Here is an 18050-nt window from a genome sequence, read left to right on the forward strand (position 1 = left end):
CATGGCGAAATCCTGGAGCGAAAAGTTTGCCCATCCGCCTAAGCCTTCCGTCTCCCGGCTGGGAAAGCCCTATGCCGGACATACTGAAGGCGAAAAGATGCTGATCCCCACCCCCGCCGTGGTGGCCGCCTATGTGGCCCAGATTCCCCCGGGTGAATCACGCACCATGCCGCAGTTGCGGGAAGATCTCGCCGCCGCTCATCACGCAGATTTCACCTGCCCTCTCACCGCCGGCATCTTCCTGCGCATCGCCTCCGAACTCGCTTGGGAGCAGCATCAAAACGGCAAACCGCTAGCTGAAATCACCCCCTTCTGGCGCGCAGTCGATGTGAAATCCCCCATGGCCAAAAAGCTCGCCTGCGGCCTGGATTTCATCCTCCAGCAACGGCAGCGCGAAGGCATCGCATGAGACATCTCATCACTCATGCCACGTCCGCGCCACCCGCTCAATGCTCAGCGCCTTGCCCGTGGCAGGATCAATCGTGATCAGCGCCCCATTCACCCGCACCGCACCGCTCCCCACGCCAAAGCGCGTGGGCATCATGGTGTGAAAGCGCTCCAGCACCGGCTCGATCTGGCTGCCTATCACGCTGTCCATCGGGCCGCACATGCCGGCATCGCTTTGAAAGGCGGTGCCCTTCGGCAGCACACGCTCGTCAGCCGTCGGCACATGGGTGTGCGTGCCGACAACGGCTGAAACTTTGCCATCCAAATGCCAGCCCATCGCCACTTTCTCGCTCGTGGCCTCGGCATGGAAGTCCACGAAGATCACCGGCGTTTCCTCGCGCAGCTTTTCCACAAGAGCGGCGATGGCCGGGAAAGGATTGTCGAGCTGCTGGTTCATGAAGGTCCGCCCCTGCAGGTTCACCACCGCCACTTTGCACTTCTTCGATTCTAGCACCACATAGCCGTTGCCCGGTGTCCCCTCAGGGTAGTTGATCGGCCGCAGCATGCGCGGCTCATCGGCCAGATACGGCACGATCTCCCGCTGGTCCCAGATGTGATCTCCGCTCGTCACCACGGCGGCTCCGGCACGCATGAGGCTGATGGCGATCTTCGGCGTGATGCCCCGCCCCCCCGCTGAGTTTTCACCATTGACCACGATGAAGTCGAGCTTCAGCTCCTCCTTCAGCACGGGCAGCAGCAGCCCGACCGCCTTGCGCCCCGGTTCACCCACCACATCGCCCAAAAAGAGAAGGCGAAAGAGTCCATCCGCACCGTCAACCGTGTTGTCATTCATCGTGGCGCTACTTAGTAGATGATGAAGCCGGGGATCAAGTCTAGGATGCACTTTATGATGATGAAACGAATGCTGTGTGGCTGCGCGCTGCCGGTCATGCTCGCGTCCGTAATGGTGACGCCGGGCAGGGCGCAGACGATTGTGCCCGCACCCACCCCGGCGCCTCTTTTGACGCCCGCCCAGGTGACACCGGGCCCCGCGCCGGCAGCGCCTCCTCCAGCCCCCGCTAATCCACCCGCGCCGCCCGCACCCGCTGCCCCTGCCACCCCCCCACAGGCGGCACCCACCCCCGTTCCGGTCCCGACGATCGCACCAGCACAGCCCGCGCCTCCCCCACCCCCGGCACGTCTGGACCGCCTCAGCCCCCTCGGCACCAAGCCCGACTGGCTCAAGCTGCAGTCCTTTCATCAAACCCTCACCCGCAGCGAATTCGAGGCCGCCATGCGGGATGTCTATTCCGACGGCTCCCCCTTCCCTCCACCGTGGAAGCTGGAGCCCGACGGCGCGGTCATCAAGACAGGTGACCCTCTCAAACCGGAAGCCCGCATCGCCTTTGCCACCCGCTCCGAAGCCCCGCTGCCAGGCACGCGCACCTGGAGAGCTGCGGCTGAAATGTCCCCTCTCAAAGGCCGCCCTCTGCTCAGCGACATTCACATCGCCATCGACCCCGGACACATCGGCGGCGCTTACGCCCAGATGGAGGAGCGCATGCTCAGCTTTGCCCCGGGCGAATCCATTCAGGAGGGCGATCTCACCCTCACCACCGCGCAAGTCCTCGCCGAACGCCTCAAGGCTCTCGGTGCCAATGTCTCCCTCGTGCGTGATCGTGCCGAACCCGTCACCCAGCAGCGCCCCTCTGATTTCGTCATCCAGGCGCGTCAGCTCCTCGTCGATGCCGGTTTTCCTCTGCCCCAGGAAAATTACACCGGGGTCACCGGAGATGCGAAAATCCTCACCGTGCAGTGGCAGAGCGAAAAGCTCTTTTACCGCGTGAGCGAGATCCACGCGCGCGGCGAGAAGGTCAACGCCACCATCAAGCCTGACGTGGTGCTCTGCCTGCACTTCAATGCCGAAGCCTGGGGCGATGCCACCGCGCCGCAGTTCTCGCCCATGAATCACATGCATGTGCTCGTGAACGGCTGCTACTCCCCTCTCGAACTCGAGCAGCAGGACGTGCGCTTCGAAATGTTCCGACGCCTCTTCTCCCGCGTTCATCAGGAAGAGCTCCCGCTTGCCGAAGCCGTCGCCAATGGCATGCGTCTGGCCACCGGCCTGCCAGCCTACGTTTACACCACCCCCAATGCCCGGCGCATCGGCACAAACTCCTATGTTTATGCACGGAACCTGCTGGCCAATCGGCTCTATGACTGCCCCGTCGTCTACCTCGAACCCTACGTCATGAACAACGAGGAGACCTACCACCGCCTGCTGCGTGGTCATTTCCTCGGTCGCACCCTCATCGCCGGGCGGCTGCAAACCAGCGCCATCGAGGACTACGTGCAGGGCGTCGTCAAAGGCATCGTCGCCTACTACCAGAAACACCGCCAGCCATGAAAGTGCTCATCGCAGGATGTGGATTCGTGGGCGAGCGCGTCGCCGATCTCCTTCATGCCGCCGGGCATGAGGTCATCGGCCTGACGCACTCGCCAGAATCCGCCGCACGCCTCGCCACGGTCAAACCCTGGCGCACGGAGTCCTGCGATATTTCAAACAGTGCCGATGTCCTCGCACTCGCTGCCAGACTCAGCGCCGGCAGCATCGACACCCTCATCCACTGCGCCAGTTCCAGCCGTGGTGGGGCGGAGATGTACCAGTCCGTGTATGTCGATGGCATGCGCCATCTCACCCAGGCCTTCCCCTCGGCTTTTCCGCTCTACACCAGCAGCACCAGCGTTTACCCTCAGGTGGACGGTGAAATCGTCGACGAAACCAGTTTTGCCGATCCTGATCGCGAAACCGGCCGCCTGCTGCGCGAGGCCGAGAACATCGCTCTCTATTCTAAGGGCGCTGTCGCCCGGCTCGCCGGCATCTACGGTCCGGGGCGCTCCTTTGTTTTGAAGAACCTACTCGAAGGAAAGGCCGCCATCGAAGGCAATCACGGCCAGGGCCGCATCCTCAATCAAATCCACGCCGATGATGCGGCCAGCGCGCTCGTGCATCTCGTCACGCAACGCCTGAGCGGCATCTACAACATCGTCGACGATGCCCAGATGACGCAGCGCCAGTGTGTGGAGCGTTTGTGCTCCATCTTTGGTGTCAAAATTCCCGGAACACGCGAGCCTGACCCCAATCGCAAACGCGGCTGGAGCCACAAGCGCGTCTCCAACACCAAGCTGCATGCCACCGGCTGGGCGCCACGGTACGCCAGCTATTTCGATGCCCTGCGTGACGATCCCGACCTCGCCTCCTCCATCCTCGATCTCGTTCAAACCTCCGGCGAGACGCCCCCGTCCCGCCAGCCCAATATTGTGCTGATCGGCCTCATGGGTTCGGGCAAGACCACCGTCGGCCGCATCGTCGCGCAGATGATCGGCTTCCAGATCGTCGACACCGATCACCTCATTGCCGATACCGTCGGAAAAAGCATCCCTGAGATTTTCGCCACCGAAGGCGAGGCCGCATTCCGCCTGCATGAATCCGCCGCCCTGCGTTCGCTGCTGGGCAAACGCGGCTGCGTCATCGCCACCGGCGGCGGCATCGTCACCCAGCCACGCAATCTGGCCATCCTCCGTCATCTCGGCTACATCGTCTGGCTGGACGCCGATCCGGAGCGCCTCGCCCGCCGCACAGCGATGAACACCAACCGCCCGCTGCTCAACGGCGAGGAAAATCCCAAGGCCAAACTCGAACGCCTGCTAAACGAGCGCAAACCGCTCTACAAAAGCCTCGCCGACCTGCGCATCAAGACCGCCGAACTCACGCCCCAGGAAACCGCCTACGGTGTCATGGAAAGCGCGCGCGTCTTCTTTGCCCGCAGGCAAAAAATTGAGTCAGTGACCTGACAGGTTTAGCTCCAGTTGATCCTCCGCCCCCAGCGCCCGCGCATCATGCCCGCGCAGACGAAGCTCTGCGGCAAACTCACGCGTCGAACCATGCACCAGGTAAATGCGCCTTGGTTTCACCTGCTCAATCGTTTCATGCAGTTCAGGATGGTCCGCATGATCACTCAGCGGCAGCGCCAGATCGACACCATACCGATACTTGGCGCTCGGCTGAATCGCCCAGCCTGAAAGCATCGCCGTCCGCATCTTCGGCAGATCCAGTTTGGATCCCGGTGGAAACACCAGCACATGCCCTGCGGCCTCGTCGGCCTTGAACAGCCGCCACGGCGGCAGCTTCCCCAGATGCGGTGCCAGCACCTCCGTGATCTGCGCCACACTCGGGTGCACCATCACCGGCAGCCCCTCATCTCCCAGCGCACAAAGAATTTCCTGCGCCTTTCCCAGCGAGTACCCCTGCAGCACCGGAATGCCGCCATCACGCAGCGTATCACGCACAAATACCAGCATCTGCGCGATCACATCTTCAGCTGATGGAAAGCGATACTTCGGCAGTCCAAACGTCGTCTCCATGATCAGCGTGTCCGCCTGCATCAGCTCGCAGCGCTCCGCACTCAGCCCCTGCCGCAGCTTGTAGTCACCCGTGTAAAGCAAGGTCGCTCCGTCCGCCTTGCGTGTCAGATGCAGCATCGCCGAACCCGTGATGTGCCCCGCAGGCAGCAGCCTCATCTCCCAGCCTTCCCATTTAAACACCTCCCGCATCTGTGGTGACACCACCTTCCCTGCTTTTTTCACCGATTTCCGCACCACCATGAGCTGATGCGTGATCTCCGAACAAATCGTCAGCCCATGCCGCGCCACATGATCGCTGTGCGCATGCGAAACAAACGCCCTCTCCTTCCCAAAATGCGGATCCAGCCACAAATCCGCCTCCGGCAGATAAATGCCGCGTGGATGCGTGACTTCGATGAGCGGGGACATGACCTCGATCATACGTCACCCGCTGCCAAACATCCGCCTGATCTTGGCCGCATCTTGCTGTTTCCTCAGTTCGCAGCAATGATGGAGAATGGCCTCCCTCGCCGATCAACTCACCTCTCTTCTCGGTCCTGACCGCGTTTCCATCACGCAAACCGACATCGCCACTCACAGCACGGACAAATGGTTCGCCTCGAACCCGCCTGACGTCGTCGTTCATGCTGAATCCACCGCCGAAGTCTCCGAGGTGCTGCGCTTTGCCAACGCAAATAAGATTCCCGTCACACCGCAGGGCTCACGCGTGGGTTATGTAGGCGGTTGCGTGCCTTTGCAGGGCGGCATCGCGCTGTCGGTCGCCCGGATGAACAAGATCAAAGAGATCACCCTCGCAGACGGCGTGGCGGTGATCGAGCCCGGTGTCATCACCGGCCATCTGCAAAATGAAGTGCGCAAGCTCGGCTGGTTTTATCCACCGGACCCCGCCTCTCTCAAAGAATGCTCCCTCGGCGGCAACATCGCCACCAACGCGGGCGGTCCGCGCTGCCTGAAATACGGCGTCACTCGTCACTACGTGCTCGGCCTTGAAGCGGTTCTGGCAGATGGCTCCATCGTGAAGGCGGGCGGACGCTGCCACAAAAACAAAACAGGCTTCGACCTCGTCGGCCTCATGGTCGGCAGCGAAGGCATGCTCGGTGTCGTCACCGAAGCCACCCTGCGCCTGATCCCTCATCCCCCAATGCGTGCGATGCTTTCCGCAGGCTTCAACTCCTTCGCCGAAGCAGCCAATGCCGTGCAGCGCATCCTCGGCAGCGGGTTCCTCCCGAGCGCGCTCGAAATCGCCGACAAGTTCACCCTGCGTGCCGCCCGAGAGTATCTCGGCGCCTCCGTCACCCCGGAAGGAGATGCCCACTTGCTTGTGGAAATTGATGGCCAACCTGATTCGGTCAAAGGCGAGATCGACCAACTAGCGAAACTCGTGGAAAGCCTCGGCTGCATCTGCCTGAACAAAGCCATGGGCGATGAAGCCTGCGAAGCCTTCTGGAAACTGCGCCGAGAATTCAGCTACAGCCTGCGCAACACCGGCCTGATCAAACTGAACGAGGACATCGTCGTGCCACGCGGTCGCCTCGTGGATCTGGTCGATTTCGCCGAGACCCTCCAAAGCGAAACCGGCTTCCCCGTCGCCTGCTTCGGCCACGCCGGAGATGGCAACATCCACGTCAACATCATGGTGCCGACCATGGAAGATCCCGCGATTCGCGAACGCGCCGAAGTCGCTCTCGACAAACTCTTCCATCAGGTCATCGCTTGGAACGGCGCCATCACCGGCGAACATGGCATCGGCATCGCTAAAAAGCGCTGGTGGCGTGAGGCAGTGTCTCCTGCGGCGCACGAAACCCACCTGCGTTTGAAAGCGGCTCTTGATCCCAACGGCATATTGAACCCCGGGAAGTTTCTCGGCTGATGCCGCAGGCCTGCAAGATCGCTCCCTCCAACTCTGTTCCATTCCACTCACCATGACCAAACTGCTCATCCCGACCCTGTTGCTCGCGCTGCCCTTGTGCGCGGCTGATTTGAAGTTCAAAAAGTTCACCCTGACCGAGGAATTTGTAGCCGAAGGCGCGCACTTTGCGGATTTCGATCATGACGGTCAGAACGACGTCTGCTCAGGCCGCTTCATCTGGAAGGGCCCCGAATTCAAAGAACGGGTTGAGTTTGCACCCAAGTTCGAAAAAGAGCCCTACGATCCGGCCAAGGGCTACAGCGATTTCTTCCTGACCTACAGCTATGACTTCAACGGTGACGGCTGGAGCGACATCATGGCCTATTCCTGGCCGGGCAAGGAGACATGGGTTTTCGAAAATCCGCAGAACAAAGGCGGTGAATGGACGCGCCACACCATCTTCGACGTCACTGACAACGAATCCCCCGATTTCAAAGACGTGAATGGCGACGGCAAACCCGAACTCATCTGCCACACCGGCGGCCAGCTTGGTTATGCCGAGATCGACTGGTCCAATCCCTTCGGCAAAGCCCGCTTCCGCCCCATCACCCCAAAATCACCGGAGAACGACAAGAAGTACTTCCGCTACACCCACGGCTATGGCGTCGGCGACGTGAATGGCGACGGCCGCCCTGACATCCTCGACAAGGAAGGCTGGCGCGAACAACCCGCAGATACCAAGGCCGACAGCGACTGGGTCTTTCATCCTCAGCTCTTTACCACGGCAGGTGGCCGCGGCGGTTCCTTCATCCTCGTTTACGATGTGAACGGCGACGGTCGCAACGATGTGATCAGCAGCTACGACGCGCACGGTTACGGCTTCGGCTGGTTCGAGCAAAAAGCCGACGGCACATTCGCCGAGCACAAGCTCATGGGAGCAACCGTCGAAGAAAGCCCGGTGGGCGTGAAATTCAGCCAGCTCCACGCCATGCAGCTCGCCGACATGAACGGCGACGGCATCATGGACGTCGTCACCGGCAAGCGCCGCTGGGCCCACGGCCCCCTTAAGGACGATGAGCCAAATGCCGCCCCAGTGCTCTACTGGTTCGAGATCAAACGCGAAGGTAAAGAAGCCAAATTCATCCCGCATCAAATCGACGACAACAGCGGCGTCGGCACCCAGGTCACTCCCGGAGACGTCAACAAGGACGGCAAAATGGACGTCGTCATCGGCAACAAGAAAGGCGTCTTCGTCTTCCTGCAGGAATAAGCAGCTCAGTGCAGCACATCGCCCGCGTGCAGCGGGTGTCCGCGCAGGAAGTCGGCGGCAGACAAGCGTCTGCCGCCTTCTATTTGGACCTCGCTCAAATTGAGCAGGCCGTTGCCACAACTTACTAAAATGCCGTCGGCATTTGCGCTCACAATCGTGCCCGGTGCAGGACAAGCATCTGCATTGGCGATGACCTGCGCGCGGTGAATTTTCATCTGCGTGTCCTTGAACAGGCAGGAAGTTCCAGGCCAGGGTGTGAAGGCGCGAACGAGGCGATCGAGTTCAATGGCGGGACGGGTCCAGTCGAGACGGCCGTCCTGACGAGTCAGTTTGCGGACGTGGGTGACCTTGGATTCGTCCTGCTTTTCACGCGGAGGATTCCCAGTGGCCAGAAGATCGAGGGCTTCTTCGAGCGCGGCGGGTGCCCGCTGCGCGAGCTTGTCATGCAGACTTCCTCCCGTTTCATCGCAAGCGATGGCAACACGGTGCATCAGGAGGATGTCGCCGGTGTCGAGACCTTCATCCATGAACATGATGGTGACACCGGTTTCAGTGTCCCCGTCGCGGATAGCGGCCTGAATTGGCGCTGCGCCACGATGGCGGGGCAGCAGTGAGGTGTGGACGTTCAGGCAGCCGAGAGGCGGCACCTCCAGCACGGCGCGCGATAAAATCTGACCGTAGGCGATGACGACAGCCACGTCGGCATTGAAGGCTTTCAGTTCCTCCACGGCGTGGCGGATTTTCAGGGGCTGCAGGACGGTGAGTCCTGCTGCAAGGGCGCGCACCTTGATCTGTGGCGGGGTGAGCACCTGCTTGCGGCCCACGGGTTTGTCGGGCTGGGTGATGACTCCGACGACGGTGTGCTTGGGTGTGCTGAGCAGCCAGTCCAGCGAGGGGAGGCCGATGTCGCCGGTGCCAATGAAAAGAACTCGCATCGATTTGCGGCTAGACCTTCATCTTTTCCAATTCTTTCCACGCTTCGAGCTGCATGACGCCGCCGATGATGTCGTAGAGCACCTTGGCGGGTGCCTGGCTGGCATCGATGTCGAGGATGCGATCACCGGCATAGTAGTCGAGAATGGGCTTGGTTTCGGCCTCGTAGGTGGCGAAGCGCTGCTGGATGACGGTTTCGTTGGCGTCGTCGAAGCGGTTGTCCTTGAGGGCGCGTTTGCGCAGGCGGCGGGCGAGTTCGGTGCGGTCGGGGCAGGAGAGATGGAAGACTTTGAGGACTTCGATGTGGGGTTCCATGAAGCGGGCCTGCTCGACATTGCGGGGGATGCCGTCGAGGACGAGGAAGTCGATCTCGGGTTTAAACTGATGAGAATCAATGCGTTGCTTGAGGTTGGCGTGCCAGAGTTCGACAGTCACATCGTCCGGGACGAGTTCACCGCGGCTGGAGTATTCGACGAATTTCTGGCCGATGGATGTGCGGGTGTCGAGGGAGCGAAAGACATCACCGCAGGCGAGGTGGTGGAAGCGGGGGATGCTGCCCAATACCTTGCCTTGCGTCCCCTTGCCACTTCCGGGTGCGCCGAGGATGAGGAAGGCTTTGATTCGGGCGGTGTGAGGTTCGTCAGACATGATTTTTGATGAAGTTAACACGTTACTATTTTGCAACAACTTGCGCGGCGGCCAATTTCACTTCGTGGACGGACAAATCGGACAACTGGTGTGTCGGATTCCGCAAAAACTGGACCCAGGGCTGGGGTGGTGACCAAATGGCGGGATCGGTGGGACCGAACAGGAGGAGGGATGGGACCCCGCAGGCGGCGGCGAGGTGGGAGATGCCGCTGTCATGGCCGAGGAAGGTGGTGCAGGTGCTGAGGCGGGTGGCGAGCTCGGTCAGGGGGAGGGAGTGCCAGATGGGACGACCGGTGGGCTGGATGCCGCGCTCTTGTTCGGCTTCGCCGGTGATGAAGATGACTTCGTTGTTGGGAAATTCGTTGGCGACCTGGAGCCAGCGGTCGAGGGGCCAGTTTTTCTTTTCGGAGCCGCTGCCAACGTGGATGGCGATGCGATGTTGGTTGTGGGGTTGGCGCTGAAAATGGGCGCGATGGAGGTGGTCGTCTTCCAGATACATGGCGAGCTTTTCCAAGCCTTTGGCGAGCTGCCTAGAGGCGTGGGGGCCGTCGGGGTTAACGAGGGGGGAGCACTCGATGAGGGTTTTGACGCCGACGCGTTCCATGCTGGCGCGGAAGAGGCCGTCGGGATCGTAGAGGAAGGAGACGACGAGATTGAAGCTGCGGAGGTGCTCGGCGAGGGCTTCGTCGATGGGGGCTGTTTTGGCAAACAGCGGGGCCATGGTGCGGTGCTCGAGGCTGCGGATGGAGTCGGCAAGGCCTGCGGTGCGGGCGAGTTCGGCGATGGCGGGATAGCCGATGACTTCGAGATGGCAGCCAGCGATGGTTTCGCGCAGGAGGCGGAGCGCCGGGAGCGTGAGGATGAAGTCGCCTATCGCGCCGCCACGAATGACGAGGACACGGGGCTGCGGGTGCATCAGTAGAACAGGATCGCTGCGGCAAGAAGGACGATGCCGTAGGCGATGCCGCCGTAGACGGCGAGATTCCAGCGCTGCGGTTTGGAGATGAGGGTGTTCACCCAGTCACGCATGAGGAAGGGCATGCCGATGAAGAACATGCCGACGATGATCCAGACGTAGGCGAGGATGGGGATGAGGAGGCGGCTGACCTGGGGCTGCAGAAAGGCGGCGGTGAGGACGGGGCCGGCGACGAGGAGCAGGAGGGCGCCGAGGGCACGCACGGCGAGGAATTCCTTCACGTAGATGAGCACGGCGACGTAACCGCCGGCGACGATCATCATGAACTTGTCGCGCATGTTGAAGAATTCACCCATGTCCATGTTGACGAGGGCGAACTCGCTCCAGAGGAAGTCGATGGTGAGGAGGATGACGCCCCAGGAGTAGGTGCGGGGGAAGGCTTTGAGGAAGGCCTGGGTCTTGGCGGTGTTTTTGAGGGCCCAGCCATGGGAGAGGATCAAGGCGAGCGCGACGACGATGCCGGTGCCCTTCAGCGGGATGCCACCGGTGGGGGCCAGGTGGTAGAGGTAGTCGTAGAGGTCTCGGAACATGCGCGGAAGGCGGGAAAAAAGGGGTGGCACAGGTGGCGCAGACCCTGCTGGTGCGCAAACCCGTTGTTGGATGCGGGGGAATACGGATTTGGATGGCCGCAAAGAGGCGCAAAAAAGAGGGGAGGCCGGAAGAAGTGGTGGAGTTCGGGTGGAGGCGGGGGCGTGACTCCTGTTCGGAAGGACACAAAGGACGGAAGGGACTGAAAGGACGCCGTATTTCGCGACAGCCTGATGTTTTGCTGCCGTTCTTGCTATATCTTGGATTGTGGTTGCCTCGGCGTTGTGGAGGGGCAGTTTGAATCATTGTTCACCCATGAAAGAAAAAAAAGAAACCATCCCAGCCTGGTACGTGGTGCATACGCGCCCGAAGTGCGAGCATATCGCGGCTTCGCTGATGGTCGGACTGGAGGGCGTGGAGACGTACTGCCCGCGCATCCGGTTTCAGAAGAACACGCGGCGGGGCAAGGTGTGGTTCGTGGAGGCGCTGTTTCCGAGCTACTTTTTTGCGCGGTTCATTCCGAATGATTCAATGCGGGCGGTGAAGTACTCGCAGAGTGTGATCAAGGTGGTGGATTTCGGGGGGAACCTGACGTCGGTGCCGGACTCGGCCATCGCGGCGCTGAAGGAGGAGATGAAGGACCGGGAGATTTGCGAGGTGGAGGTGGGTGTGAAGGTGGGTGACACCGTGGAGCTGACGGAAGGGCCGATGCGGGGGATGAAGGGGATTGTGAATGCGATGCTGACGGGTGTGGAGCGTGTGCGGATCCTGCTGGAGTTTTTGGGACGAGAGAACGCGGTGGAGGTGCCGCTGTCGAAGATTTTGACGGAGCATACGCCTCGGACGGTTTTGGCGTCGTCGCGGTGACCCGAGGGGAAGTTTACAGTGGTTGACGATGGTTGACCGTTGTTGACGGTGGTTTGTCCGGAGTTTCGGCACACCACACTGTTGGTTATTCAGACCGTGGATTGCGTGTGTGGGGCTTTGGTTTTAGCAAGGGAATGGAGAGCAATGGAATGGGGCTGAATTCAGGCGGGAGTTGTGGGATGATGAGCCGAGTTTTTTAACCGCTGATTTGACGCTGATGAGACGCTGATCAAGGCATCCAGAAAATCCTGAATCTTGGAATGGTTATTTCGGTGACTGGGTGGCGCGTGTGGAGCCGTTGGTTTTAGCAAAGGAATGGGTGAGCAAGGGAATGACTGAGAGGAGTGCTTGGGGGTGAGACAGAGAGGGATTGGAACCACGGACTGACACTCATCAAGGCAGCGGAAAATTTGGATTCTGGATGGTCATTCGATCACTGGCAGTGGGTATGGGGCTTTGGTTTTTGGCAAAGGAATGGTGGGCAAAGGAATGACAGAGACAAGAGCTAGGGGAGGTGGTTGTGTTGGCTGGGTGTTGCGCTTGTCCGGTTTTTGAAGGAGTGGAAAACGGGCTTCATTGAGCGGCCTTCCGGTGTGGCTTCTGCGGTGGAGTACGACCGCGGTGGAAGCGAGGTGCGATTTTTTTACAGGGCAGCGCTGTGGCGTTGTTCACTTTATCAAAACCCAACACCCTTATTTATGAAAACGTTCATTCTTAACGCGATGGCCGTGGTTTCTCTGGCCTCCTGCGCCACCGGGCCCAACGCCCAAACCGGCTCTGTGATCGGCGGCCTGGGAGGTGCGGCCGTGGGCGGCATCATTGGCAATCAAAGCGGACGCGGCCTGGAAGGCGCGGCGATTGGCGCCGGCCTGGGAGCTCTCGCAGGCAACGCGATCGGCAACTCGCAAGACCAGCGGCGGTACTACAACACGGGCTATGGCTATGGGCCTTACTATAACCGTCCTTATTACAATCGGCCTTATTATGGACCGGGCCCGGGCTACTATCGTGGCTACTGATCATTTGAGGCGCGCCTCATTTCGAGCGAACCAGATGCTGAAGCGAGCCCAGATTCATGCGGGCAGCGCAGGCACAGAGGCTTCGCGGAACGGCCCGCCCACAAACGGTGAGCAGGAGCGGAGCTGGTCTTGGTGCGCATCCACGGGTGGAATGCGCAGGGCTTCCAGCAGTGCCTCCCGCCGGGTGCGCTCGTTCCGGCTTTCCAGCAGCCGCTGCCGCCACTCCAGCAGTGGTGCCGGGTGTAGGCGGCCCTGCTGCAGCCAGCGCTCGATGTTTGCCAGCGCCCACTCCCAAGCTTCAGGGCGGGCTTCCAGCACATCGGCAATGCCACGCCAGCGCACCAGCGGGTCGCTGCGGAAGCAATGGAAGTCTTCGGCGTTCATGGGGAGTGCGGAGGTGTCCGTGATGACCGTCAAGTCACTGCCGTGGATGCAAGATAAGAGAAAAAGAGGCGGAGGCAAGGCCACGTCTCCGGGGCATGTCGAAGGCGCGTTGACAGTGGTTTGTCTAAAGGGGGAAACGGGATGGGGACGTTCTTCGCCCTTCGCTACTCTACGGAGGACACAAGCTACGAAGGGCACATTGAGCTTGGTTTTGGCAAGGGAATGACTGAGTTTAGAGCTTGGGAAGCGGTTATTTTGTGAAGTATTTGCACCCTGACTCCAGCTTTCTGCATTTTACCAAGCATCTTTTTAGATTTTAAGCGGCAATAGAAGCAATATATTCAGAGTAGTTCTTGGTTAGAAAGGCCTTGAGCGAATTCGGGATACGAGCCCGGTTGCCAATAATCGTCATTCCATTTGCAGCAGAAAACGTCACATTCATGGGGGGGATTTTCTTTGACTTCTTGAAGTGTTTTTTGGCGCTTGCTCGAACTGAACAACAGAATTCGACAAGGAACCAAAAAACATATTTCCCTCGGGTAAAGCTACGATATGCGCCGCCCTTGCGGAACTCGGCTTCCAGTGGCGCAACATCCACTGACGAATCGTGCACGACTTTGCATTGCTCGTGAATATAACTTACGGCATTCACTTTGCCTTTCGGATTTGGTTTTGATAACACATACCCCTCCGAGAAGGAATAAAGGTCCTTCATGGCAATGTCGTTTAATGTTGCCTGTTTACCACACCTCCGCCAATGTAATATCCAAGCCATTGTAGGAACCATCGAAGTAAGAAATTTTTCAAACTCCGATTCAAAAAGATCACAGACAGTATCTAGCTCCCCGTGATCAAGGGTGCCCAGGCCGCATATCTCAGTAAGTACTCGTCGACACGCGCCTCTTTTAACCAAATCGTTTTCAATTGAATAATTGTCAGTAACGTAAATGTTATCGCCTGTTGTCAATGACTCAGGAATGAGGCTAGAAAGATCTCGATCTACAAAGAAGCATACTCTTTGTTTCTGGAAGCGCTTCCAGTCCATGTCCGCGTGAACTCGGTAAACCTGATCTCGATTTCCAGCAGGCCAAAGTTCGACCTCCCAATCTTCGGGGAGACAATGGTCGATAAAACCCCGGTAAAAGCAGGGATCGTCTTTCCCCTCAACGAAACCGTAAACTACTTTCGCCGTCGCTGAGTATCGTGATAGAAACTCATGATAACTTGCAATTTTCGCACTAAGCGCTGCTGCATGGATGTGAAGCATTGTCATTGCCGGATACTATTAAGCGATGAACTCCCCAAGTCCGTGGGCGTAACGTTTCAACTCGTTGTCATAAATAAATGGAGAGTGCGTTACAGCAACAAGGCCGCTGCAAAAATCTCCGTTTCGGATATCCATAAGAAACCTTCGCTGCCAAGGAACTGAGAGCGAAAGTTCGGGCTCATCGATTAAAACAAAGTAACTAGTGCCTCCGGAAAGATAGAGGTGACTAAAAAGGGAAACAATTTGCTTCTCGCCTGATGAAAGATGGTGCAGTTCAATGGCCCCAGCCTTTGTATGAAATCCCTTCGGAAGTATCGAAAACTTGAAATTGGTAGTGTCGTATTTGAATTCTTTATCCACCATATATTCACTGCAGACTAAACAGAATTTTGTTATTTGAGCCTCCTTCTTTTCCATTTCCTTCTGGAATGCCATCAACTTAGAAAAGTAGTGGCATATAACTTGTGTATGCTCGCCTTGCTTGTCGACTGCTTTGGTTTTTACTTGAGTGATGATTTCTCGAAGGTGCTGCTTGTTGTCAGAAGATAGAATATGCTCCTGAATTCGGTTAAGTATGCTGTCTATAGTTTGATCGGATACTCCTTTAATGATGCTTATATCAATGTTAGCGTATTGTCGCTCAACAATGTCACCAAGGTAGCCAAACGTGAGATTATTGAGGCTTTCGCGGGCGAATGAGGTTAGGCGCTCTAGAGTTCGCTCAATATCGGTTGCCACATCCTTCATGCCGAACTCGATCAGTTCCACAAAGGTGTCATCTCCTCGCCGAGTGTTAAGCAATTCACGACGCCCCCTTAGATCTCGATCATCTATACCCTTGAAGATCAAATTTAACTCTTGTTCGATACGACGATAGGTAGGCAGATAAAGCAGTTGCGATTTTAGTGAACGCCGTATTCCTTCAAGCGCCTTTCGTAGGGATTCTGCATCTTTGCCCGTCTCTGGGTCAAAAAGCTCCATTTCATTCATCAAATGATGAAGAGGAACACCGTATTCTGCGCAAATCCTTTCAATCTCTGGTGAGAAGAGACGCCCTTCTTTTTGCTCCATGAGAGACATGATGCGACTTCTCACATTTATCGGTAACCGGCGAAGAAGCTGGTGGTCAATCCTCTTCAACGGCTTGTCGAAATCCGCGTATTTTAATACGTGCCTCTTGTTGCCAATTGTCATCGCAACTTCTTCAAACTGGTAGCGTGCGATAGAACTCCACTGTCCGGATAGTAAATAGTAAAAGAGATGAAGAATAGTGGTTTTGCCTGCACCATTCTCCCCAACCAGTATAAGCGTGTTATCTTCCAGACGTAAGTCTACATTTTTATACCCATGGAGCTTGGTGATTTCGAACCTTGTAATACTTGTCATATAGTTAATAGGCGAAAATTAAAGAGAGGGATCAGATTTGCTGGCGACATACACGAACCGGCTGAAGCCGATCCACCCCGCGGCAGTGTTTGTCCAAGAGCCACAGTTTGGCGTCTAAGCCGAGGTCGGCGGAAGAGGTTGCAGTGGGATCGCTAGTTGCTTTTCTTGCCATGTCGTGACATTTCCTAAAGATATGTGCTCATCAAAGCGGAAGGTCCTAGGAATGGCAAGGGAATCACAACTGAAAGGATGAGACAGGAAGCTGGGGCGCGTGGCGGCACGGGTTGCAGACGCTGCTGGTGGGCGCTGCGTGAGTCAATAGCGCTGGGTTTGCTTCCAAGCGGGTTGTGCCGGAACCTAGGGTCGCCTCGCTGAGGCTCGGCTGACCCTAGGCTCAAATCCGCAGCCCCTTTGGGGCTGGTGTGCGGCGGAGCGAGGTGAGCGGGGGGCATGCTTGGCCTTGCAAGTGGCGTGGGGTGAGGTAGCTGATCTGCCCCCATGCTTACCATTCGCGACGTCACCAAGACTTTCAATGCCCGCACGCTGTTCAGCGCGGCATCCATGACCATCAACTATGGAGAGCGCGTGGCGCTGGTGGGGCCGAATGGGGCGGGCAAGTCGACGCTGTTTTCGCTGATCCTCAAAACTGATGTGCCGGATGCGGGTGAGGTGATCCGGGATGAGTGGACGACGGTGGGATTTCTGCCGCAGGAGAGTGAGCCGATTGGCAATGAGACGGTGCTGGAGGTGGCGACGGGGAAGGCGGGGGAGATTGAGGCGCTGGAGAAGATTTTGCGCGATTTTGAGGCTGTGGGTGATGTTTCGAGCCCGGAGTATTTTGAGGCGCATGCGAAGCATGATGCGCTGCAGGACCCGCAGACGGAGGCGAAGGCGAAGCGCATCCTGAAGGGACTGGGCTACAAGGAGGAGGATTTCTCGAGGCCGGCGCGTGAGTTCAGCGGTGGCTGGGTGATGCGTGCGCATATGACGCGGCTGCTGGTGATGGAGCCGGATCTGCTGCTGCTGGATGAGCCGACGAACCATCTGGACCTGCTGTCGCTGATGTGGTTCCGGAATTACCTCAAAAATTATCCGGGGGCGCTGCTGATCATCTCGCATGACCGTGACTTCATGGATGAGCTGGTGCAGCAGGTGTATGAGATCGAGGAGGGCAAGCTGCAGTCCTACCAGGGGAACTACAGTGACTACCTGAAGCAGCGCGAGGAGAACTACGAGCGCGCGATGCAGTCGTACAAGAACCAGCAGAAGGAGATCGAGCAGATCCAGGATTTCATTGATCGGTTCCGGTCGGTGGCGTCGAAGGCGTCCCAGGCGCAGAGCCGTGAGAAGCAGCTGGCGAAGATGGAGAAGCTGGACAAGCCGCGGCCGCTGCGGAAGGGCTTCCGCTTTAATTTCCCGCAGCCGCAGCGGAGCGGGCAGCGGCTGATCGCGCTGACGGACATTCATCAGGCGTATGGGACGAAGCAGGTGTACAAGGGCCTGGACCTGGAAGTGGAGCGTGGGGAGCGGACGGTGCTGGTGGGGCCGAACGGATCTGGGAAATCAACGCTGATCAAGATTCTGGCGGGCGAGGTGCCGTTTCAGAAGGGTGAGCGCAAGCTGGGGACGAATGTGAAGCTGGGGTATTTCTCGCAGCACCGGGCGGATACTTTGGACCCGGACTGCAGTGTGCTGGAGGAGCTGAAGCGTGTGGCGCCGGAGCTGCGTGAGGATGAGGCGCGGAGCATTCTGGGGTCGTTCCTGTTCAAGCGTGAGGACGTGCACAAGAAGTGCCGGGTGCTGAGCGGTGGTGAGAAGAGCCGCGTCAATTTGGTGAAGTTCTTGGTGGATCCGCCGAACCTGCTGCTGATGGACGAGCCGACGACGCACTTGGATATTTGGGCGATCGAGGGGCTGATTTTGGCGCTGCAGAAGTTTGAGGGGACGCTGGTTTTCATCAGCCATGACGTGCATTTCATCCGGTCGCTGGGGACGAAGGTGCTGCACATCGTGGATGGGAAGGTGACGGCGTATGCGGGGGACTATGATTATTACCTGCAGAAGACGGGCGCGGAGGAGAATGCGCGTGCGGCGGTGGTGGCGGGGTAGGG

Annotated in this window: 16 protein-coding genes; 7 read left to right on the top strand and 9 right to left on the bottom strand. The window is 58.4% G+C overall.

Features of this window, described 5'->3' with window-relative positions; translation table 11 throughout:
* The first annotated feature begins 1 nt into the window (after position 1).
* Positions 2–409, top strand: a complete 408-nt coding sequence (locus AC3RLQ_RS19030; protein WP_493030228.1) for a hypothetical protein — start codon at positions 2–4, stop codon at positions 407–409.
* A gap of 9 nt (positions 410–418) precedes the next feature.
* Here the strand turns inward: AC3RLQ_RS19030 and AC3RLQ_RS19035 are convergent, their stop codons facing one another.
* Positions 419–1240 carry a TIGR00282 family metallophosphoesterase gene (locus tag AC3RLQ_RS19035; protein ID WP_493030229.1) on the bottom strand — a complete coding sequence of 274 codons (822 nt, stop codon included), beginning with the start codon at positions 1238–1240 and terminating at the stop codon, positions 419–421.
* A gap of 1367 nt (positions 1241–2607) precedes the next feature.
* On the opposite strand from AC3RLQ_RS19035, the gene AC3RLQ_RS19040 reads away from it, so the two are divergent.
* Entirely contained in the window at positions 2608–4242 is a 1635-nt protein-coding gene (locus AC3RLQ_RS19040; protein ID WP_493038747.1) for a shikimate kinase, read from the top strand.
* Here the strand turns inward: AC3RLQ_RS19040 and AC3RLQ_RS19045 are convergent.
* Positions 4231–5220, bottom strand: coding sequence for an MBL fold metallo-hydrolase RNA specificity domain-containing protein (locus AC3RLQ_RS19045; RefSeq protein ID WP_493030230.1), 990 nt, complete (start codon positions 5218–5220; stop codon positions 4231–4233). The two genes, AC3RLQ_RS19040 and AC3RLQ_RS19045, sit on opposite strands and share 12 nt — an antisense overlap.
* 88 nt (positions 5221–5308) lie before the next feature.
* Here AC3RLQ_RS19045 and AC3RLQ_RS19050 point away from each other — a divergent pair, with 88 nt between their 5' ends.
* Complete coding sequence (locus AC3RLQ_RS19050) at positions 5309–6682, top strand: FAD-binding oxidoreductase (protein ID WP_493030231.1); 1374 nt, start codon at positions 5309–5311, stop codon at positions 6680–6682.
* A gap of 52 nt (positions 6683–6734) precedes the next feature.
* Entirely contained in the window at positions 6735–7931 is a 1197-nt protein-coding gene (locus tag AC3RLQ_RS19055) for an FG-GAP repeat domain-containing protein (protein ID WP_493030232.1), read from the top strand.
* A 5-nt stretch (positions 7932–7936) separates the two neighbouring features.
* Here AC3RLQ_RS19055 and fmt read toward each other — a convergent pair whose 3' ends face one another.
* The 4 genes from fmt to AC3RLQ_RS19075 are packed head-to-tail and all read right to left on the bottom strand — an operon-like array spanning position 7937 to position 11018.
* On the bottom strand, positions 7937–8866 hold the full coding sequence (gene fmt, locus AC3RLQ_RS19060; RefSeq protein ID WP_493030233.1) for a methionyl-tRNA formyltransferase: 930 nt from the start codon (positions 8864–8866) through the stop codon (positions 7937–7939).
* Positions 8867–8876: 10 nt separating this feature from the next.
* Entirely contained in the window at positions 8877–9512 is a 636-nt protein-coding gene (locus AC3RLQ_RS19065) for an adenylate kinase family protein (protein ID WP_493030234.1), read from the bottom strand.
* Between the two features lie 25 nt (positions 9513–9537).
* Positions 9538–10428: a glycosyltransferase family 9 protein gene (locus tag AC3RLQ_RS19070; RefSeq protein WP_493030235.1), complete on the bottom strand. Its 891-nt coding sequence runs from the start codon at positions 10426–10428 to the stop codon at positions 9538–9540.
* Positions 10428–11018, bottom strand: a complete 591-nt coding sequence (locus AC3RLQ_RS19075; RefSeq protein WP_493030236.1) for a hypothetical protein — start codon at positions 11016–11018, stop codon at positions 10428–10430. Before AC3RLQ_RS19075 ends, AC3RLQ_RS19070 begins: the two co-directional genes overlap by 1 nt.
* A 313-nt stretch (positions 11019–11331) precedes the next feature.
* Here AC3RLQ_RS19075 and nusG point away from each other — a divergent pair, with 313 nt between their 5' ends.
* Together nusG and AC3RLQ_RS19085 are read left to right on the top strand one after the other, a co-directional pair.
* Positions 11332–11883, top strand: a complete 552-nt coding sequence (gene nusG / locus AC3RLQ_RS19080; protein ID WP_493030237.1) for a transcription termination/antitermination protein NusG — start codon at positions 11332–11334, stop codon at positions 11881–11883.
* A 698-nt stretch (positions 11884–12581) separates the two neighbouring features.
* A complete protein-coding gene (locus tag AC3RLQ_RS19085) occupies positions 12582–12902 on the top strand; it encodes a YMGG-like glycine zipper-containing protein (protein WP_487689277.1) in 321 nt (106 codons plus the stop codon).
* Positions 12903–12956: 54 nt separating this feature from the next.
* Here AC3RLQ_RS19085 and AC3RLQ_RS19090 read toward each other — a convergent pair whose 3' ends face one another.
* The 3 genes from AC3RLQ_RS19090 to AC3RLQ_RS19100 all read right to left on the bottom strand — a co-directional run bounded on the left by AC3RLQ_RS19090 (position 12957) and on the right by AC3RLQ_RS19100 (position 15939).
* Positions 12957–13319 carry a hypothetical protein gene (locus AC3RLQ_RS19090; RefSeq protein ID WP_493030238.1) on the bottom strand — a complete coding sequence of 121 codons (363 nt, stop codon included), beginning with the start codon at positions 13317–13319 and terminating at the stop codon, positions 12957–12959.
* A 283-nt stretch (positions 13320–13602) separates the two neighbouring features.
* Positions 13603–14553, bottom strand: coding sequence for a DUF4435 domain-containing protein (locus AC3RLQ_RS19095; RefSeq protein ID WP_493030239.1), 951 nt, complete (start codon positions 14551–14553; stop codon positions 13603–13605).
* Between the two features lie 18 nt (positions 14554–14571).
* Positions 14572–15939 (bottom strand): AAA family ATPase, encoded by a 1368-nt coding sequence (locus tag AC3RLQ_RS19100; protein ID WP_493030240.1) that lies wholly within the window; start codon positions 15937–15939, stop codon positions 14572–14574.
* Between the two features lie 498 nt (positions 15940–16437).
* Between AC3RLQ_RS19100 and AC3RLQ_RS19105 the strand changes: the two genes are divergently transcribed.
* Complete coding sequence (locus AC3RLQ_RS19105; RefSeq protein ID WP_493030241.1) at positions 16438–18048, top strand: ABC-F family ATP-binding cassette domain-containing protein; 1611 nt, start codon at positions 16438–16440, stop codon at positions 18046–18048.
* Positions 18049–18050 lie beyond the last annotated feature (2 nt).

The sequence above is a fragment of the Prosthecobacter sp. GW821-HT29F12 genome (genome assembly GCF_058803405.1).

Bases quoted from the DNA above. Each gene is read 5' to 3' on its own strand.
- AC3RLQ_RS19030 (WP_493030228.1), top strand. From the start codon at position 2: ATGGCGAAATCCTGGAGCGAAAAGTTTGCCCATCCGCCTAAGCCTTCC.
- AC3RLQ_RS19035 (WP_493030229.1), bottom strand. From the start codon at position 1,240: ATGAATGACAACACGGTTGACGGTGCGGATGGACTCTTTCGCCTTCTC.
- AC3RLQ_RS19045 (WP_493030230.1), bottom strand. From the start codon at position 5,220: ATGTCCCCGCTCATCGAAGTCACGCATCCACGCGGCATTTATCTGCCG.
- AC3RLQ_RS19050 (WP_493030231.1), top strand. From the start codon at position 5,309: ATGGCCTCCCTCGCCGATCAACTCACCTCTCTTCTCGGTCCTGACCGC.
- AC3RLQ_RS19055 (WP_493030232.1), top strand. From the start codon at position 6,735: ATGACCAAACTGCTCATCCCGACCCTGTTGCTCGCGCTGCCCTTGTGC.
- fmt (WP_493030233.1), bottom strand. From the start codon at position 8,866: ATGCGAGTTCTTTTCATTGGCACCGGCGACATCGGCCTCCCCTCGCTG.
- AC3RLQ_RS19065 (WP_493030234.1), bottom strand. From the start codon at position 9,512: ATGTCTGACGAACCTCACACCGCCCGAATCAAAGCCTTCCTCATCCTC.
- AC3RLQ_RS19070 (WP_493030235.1), bottom strand. From the start codon at position 10,428: ATGCACCCGCAGCCCCGTGTCCTCGTCATTCGTGGCGGCGCGATAGGC.
- AC3RLQ_RS19075 (WP_493030236.1), bottom strand. From the start codon at position 11,018: ATGTTCCGAGACCTCTACGACTACCTCTACCACCTGGCCCCCACCGGT.
- nusG (WP_493030237.1), top strand. From the start codon at position 11,332: ATGAAAGAAAAAAAAGAAACCATCCCAGCCTGGTACGTGGTGCATACG.
- AC3RLQ_RS19085 (WP_487689277.1), top strand. From the start codon at position 12,582: ATGAAAACGTTCATTCTTAACGCGATGGCCGTGGTTTCTCTGGCCTCC.
- AC3RLQ_RS19095 (WP_493030239.1), bottom strand. From the start codon at position 14,553: ATGCTTCACATCCATGCAGCAGCGCTTAGTGCGAAAATTGCAAGTTAT.
- AC3RLQ_RS19100 (WP_493030240.1), bottom strand. From the start codon at position 15,939: ATGACAAGTATTACAAGGTTCGAAATCACCAAGCTCCATGGGTATAAA.
- AC3RLQ_RS19105 (WP_493030241.1), top strand. From the start codon at position 16,438: ATGCTTACCATTCGCGACGTCACCAAGACTTTCAATGCCCGCACGCTG.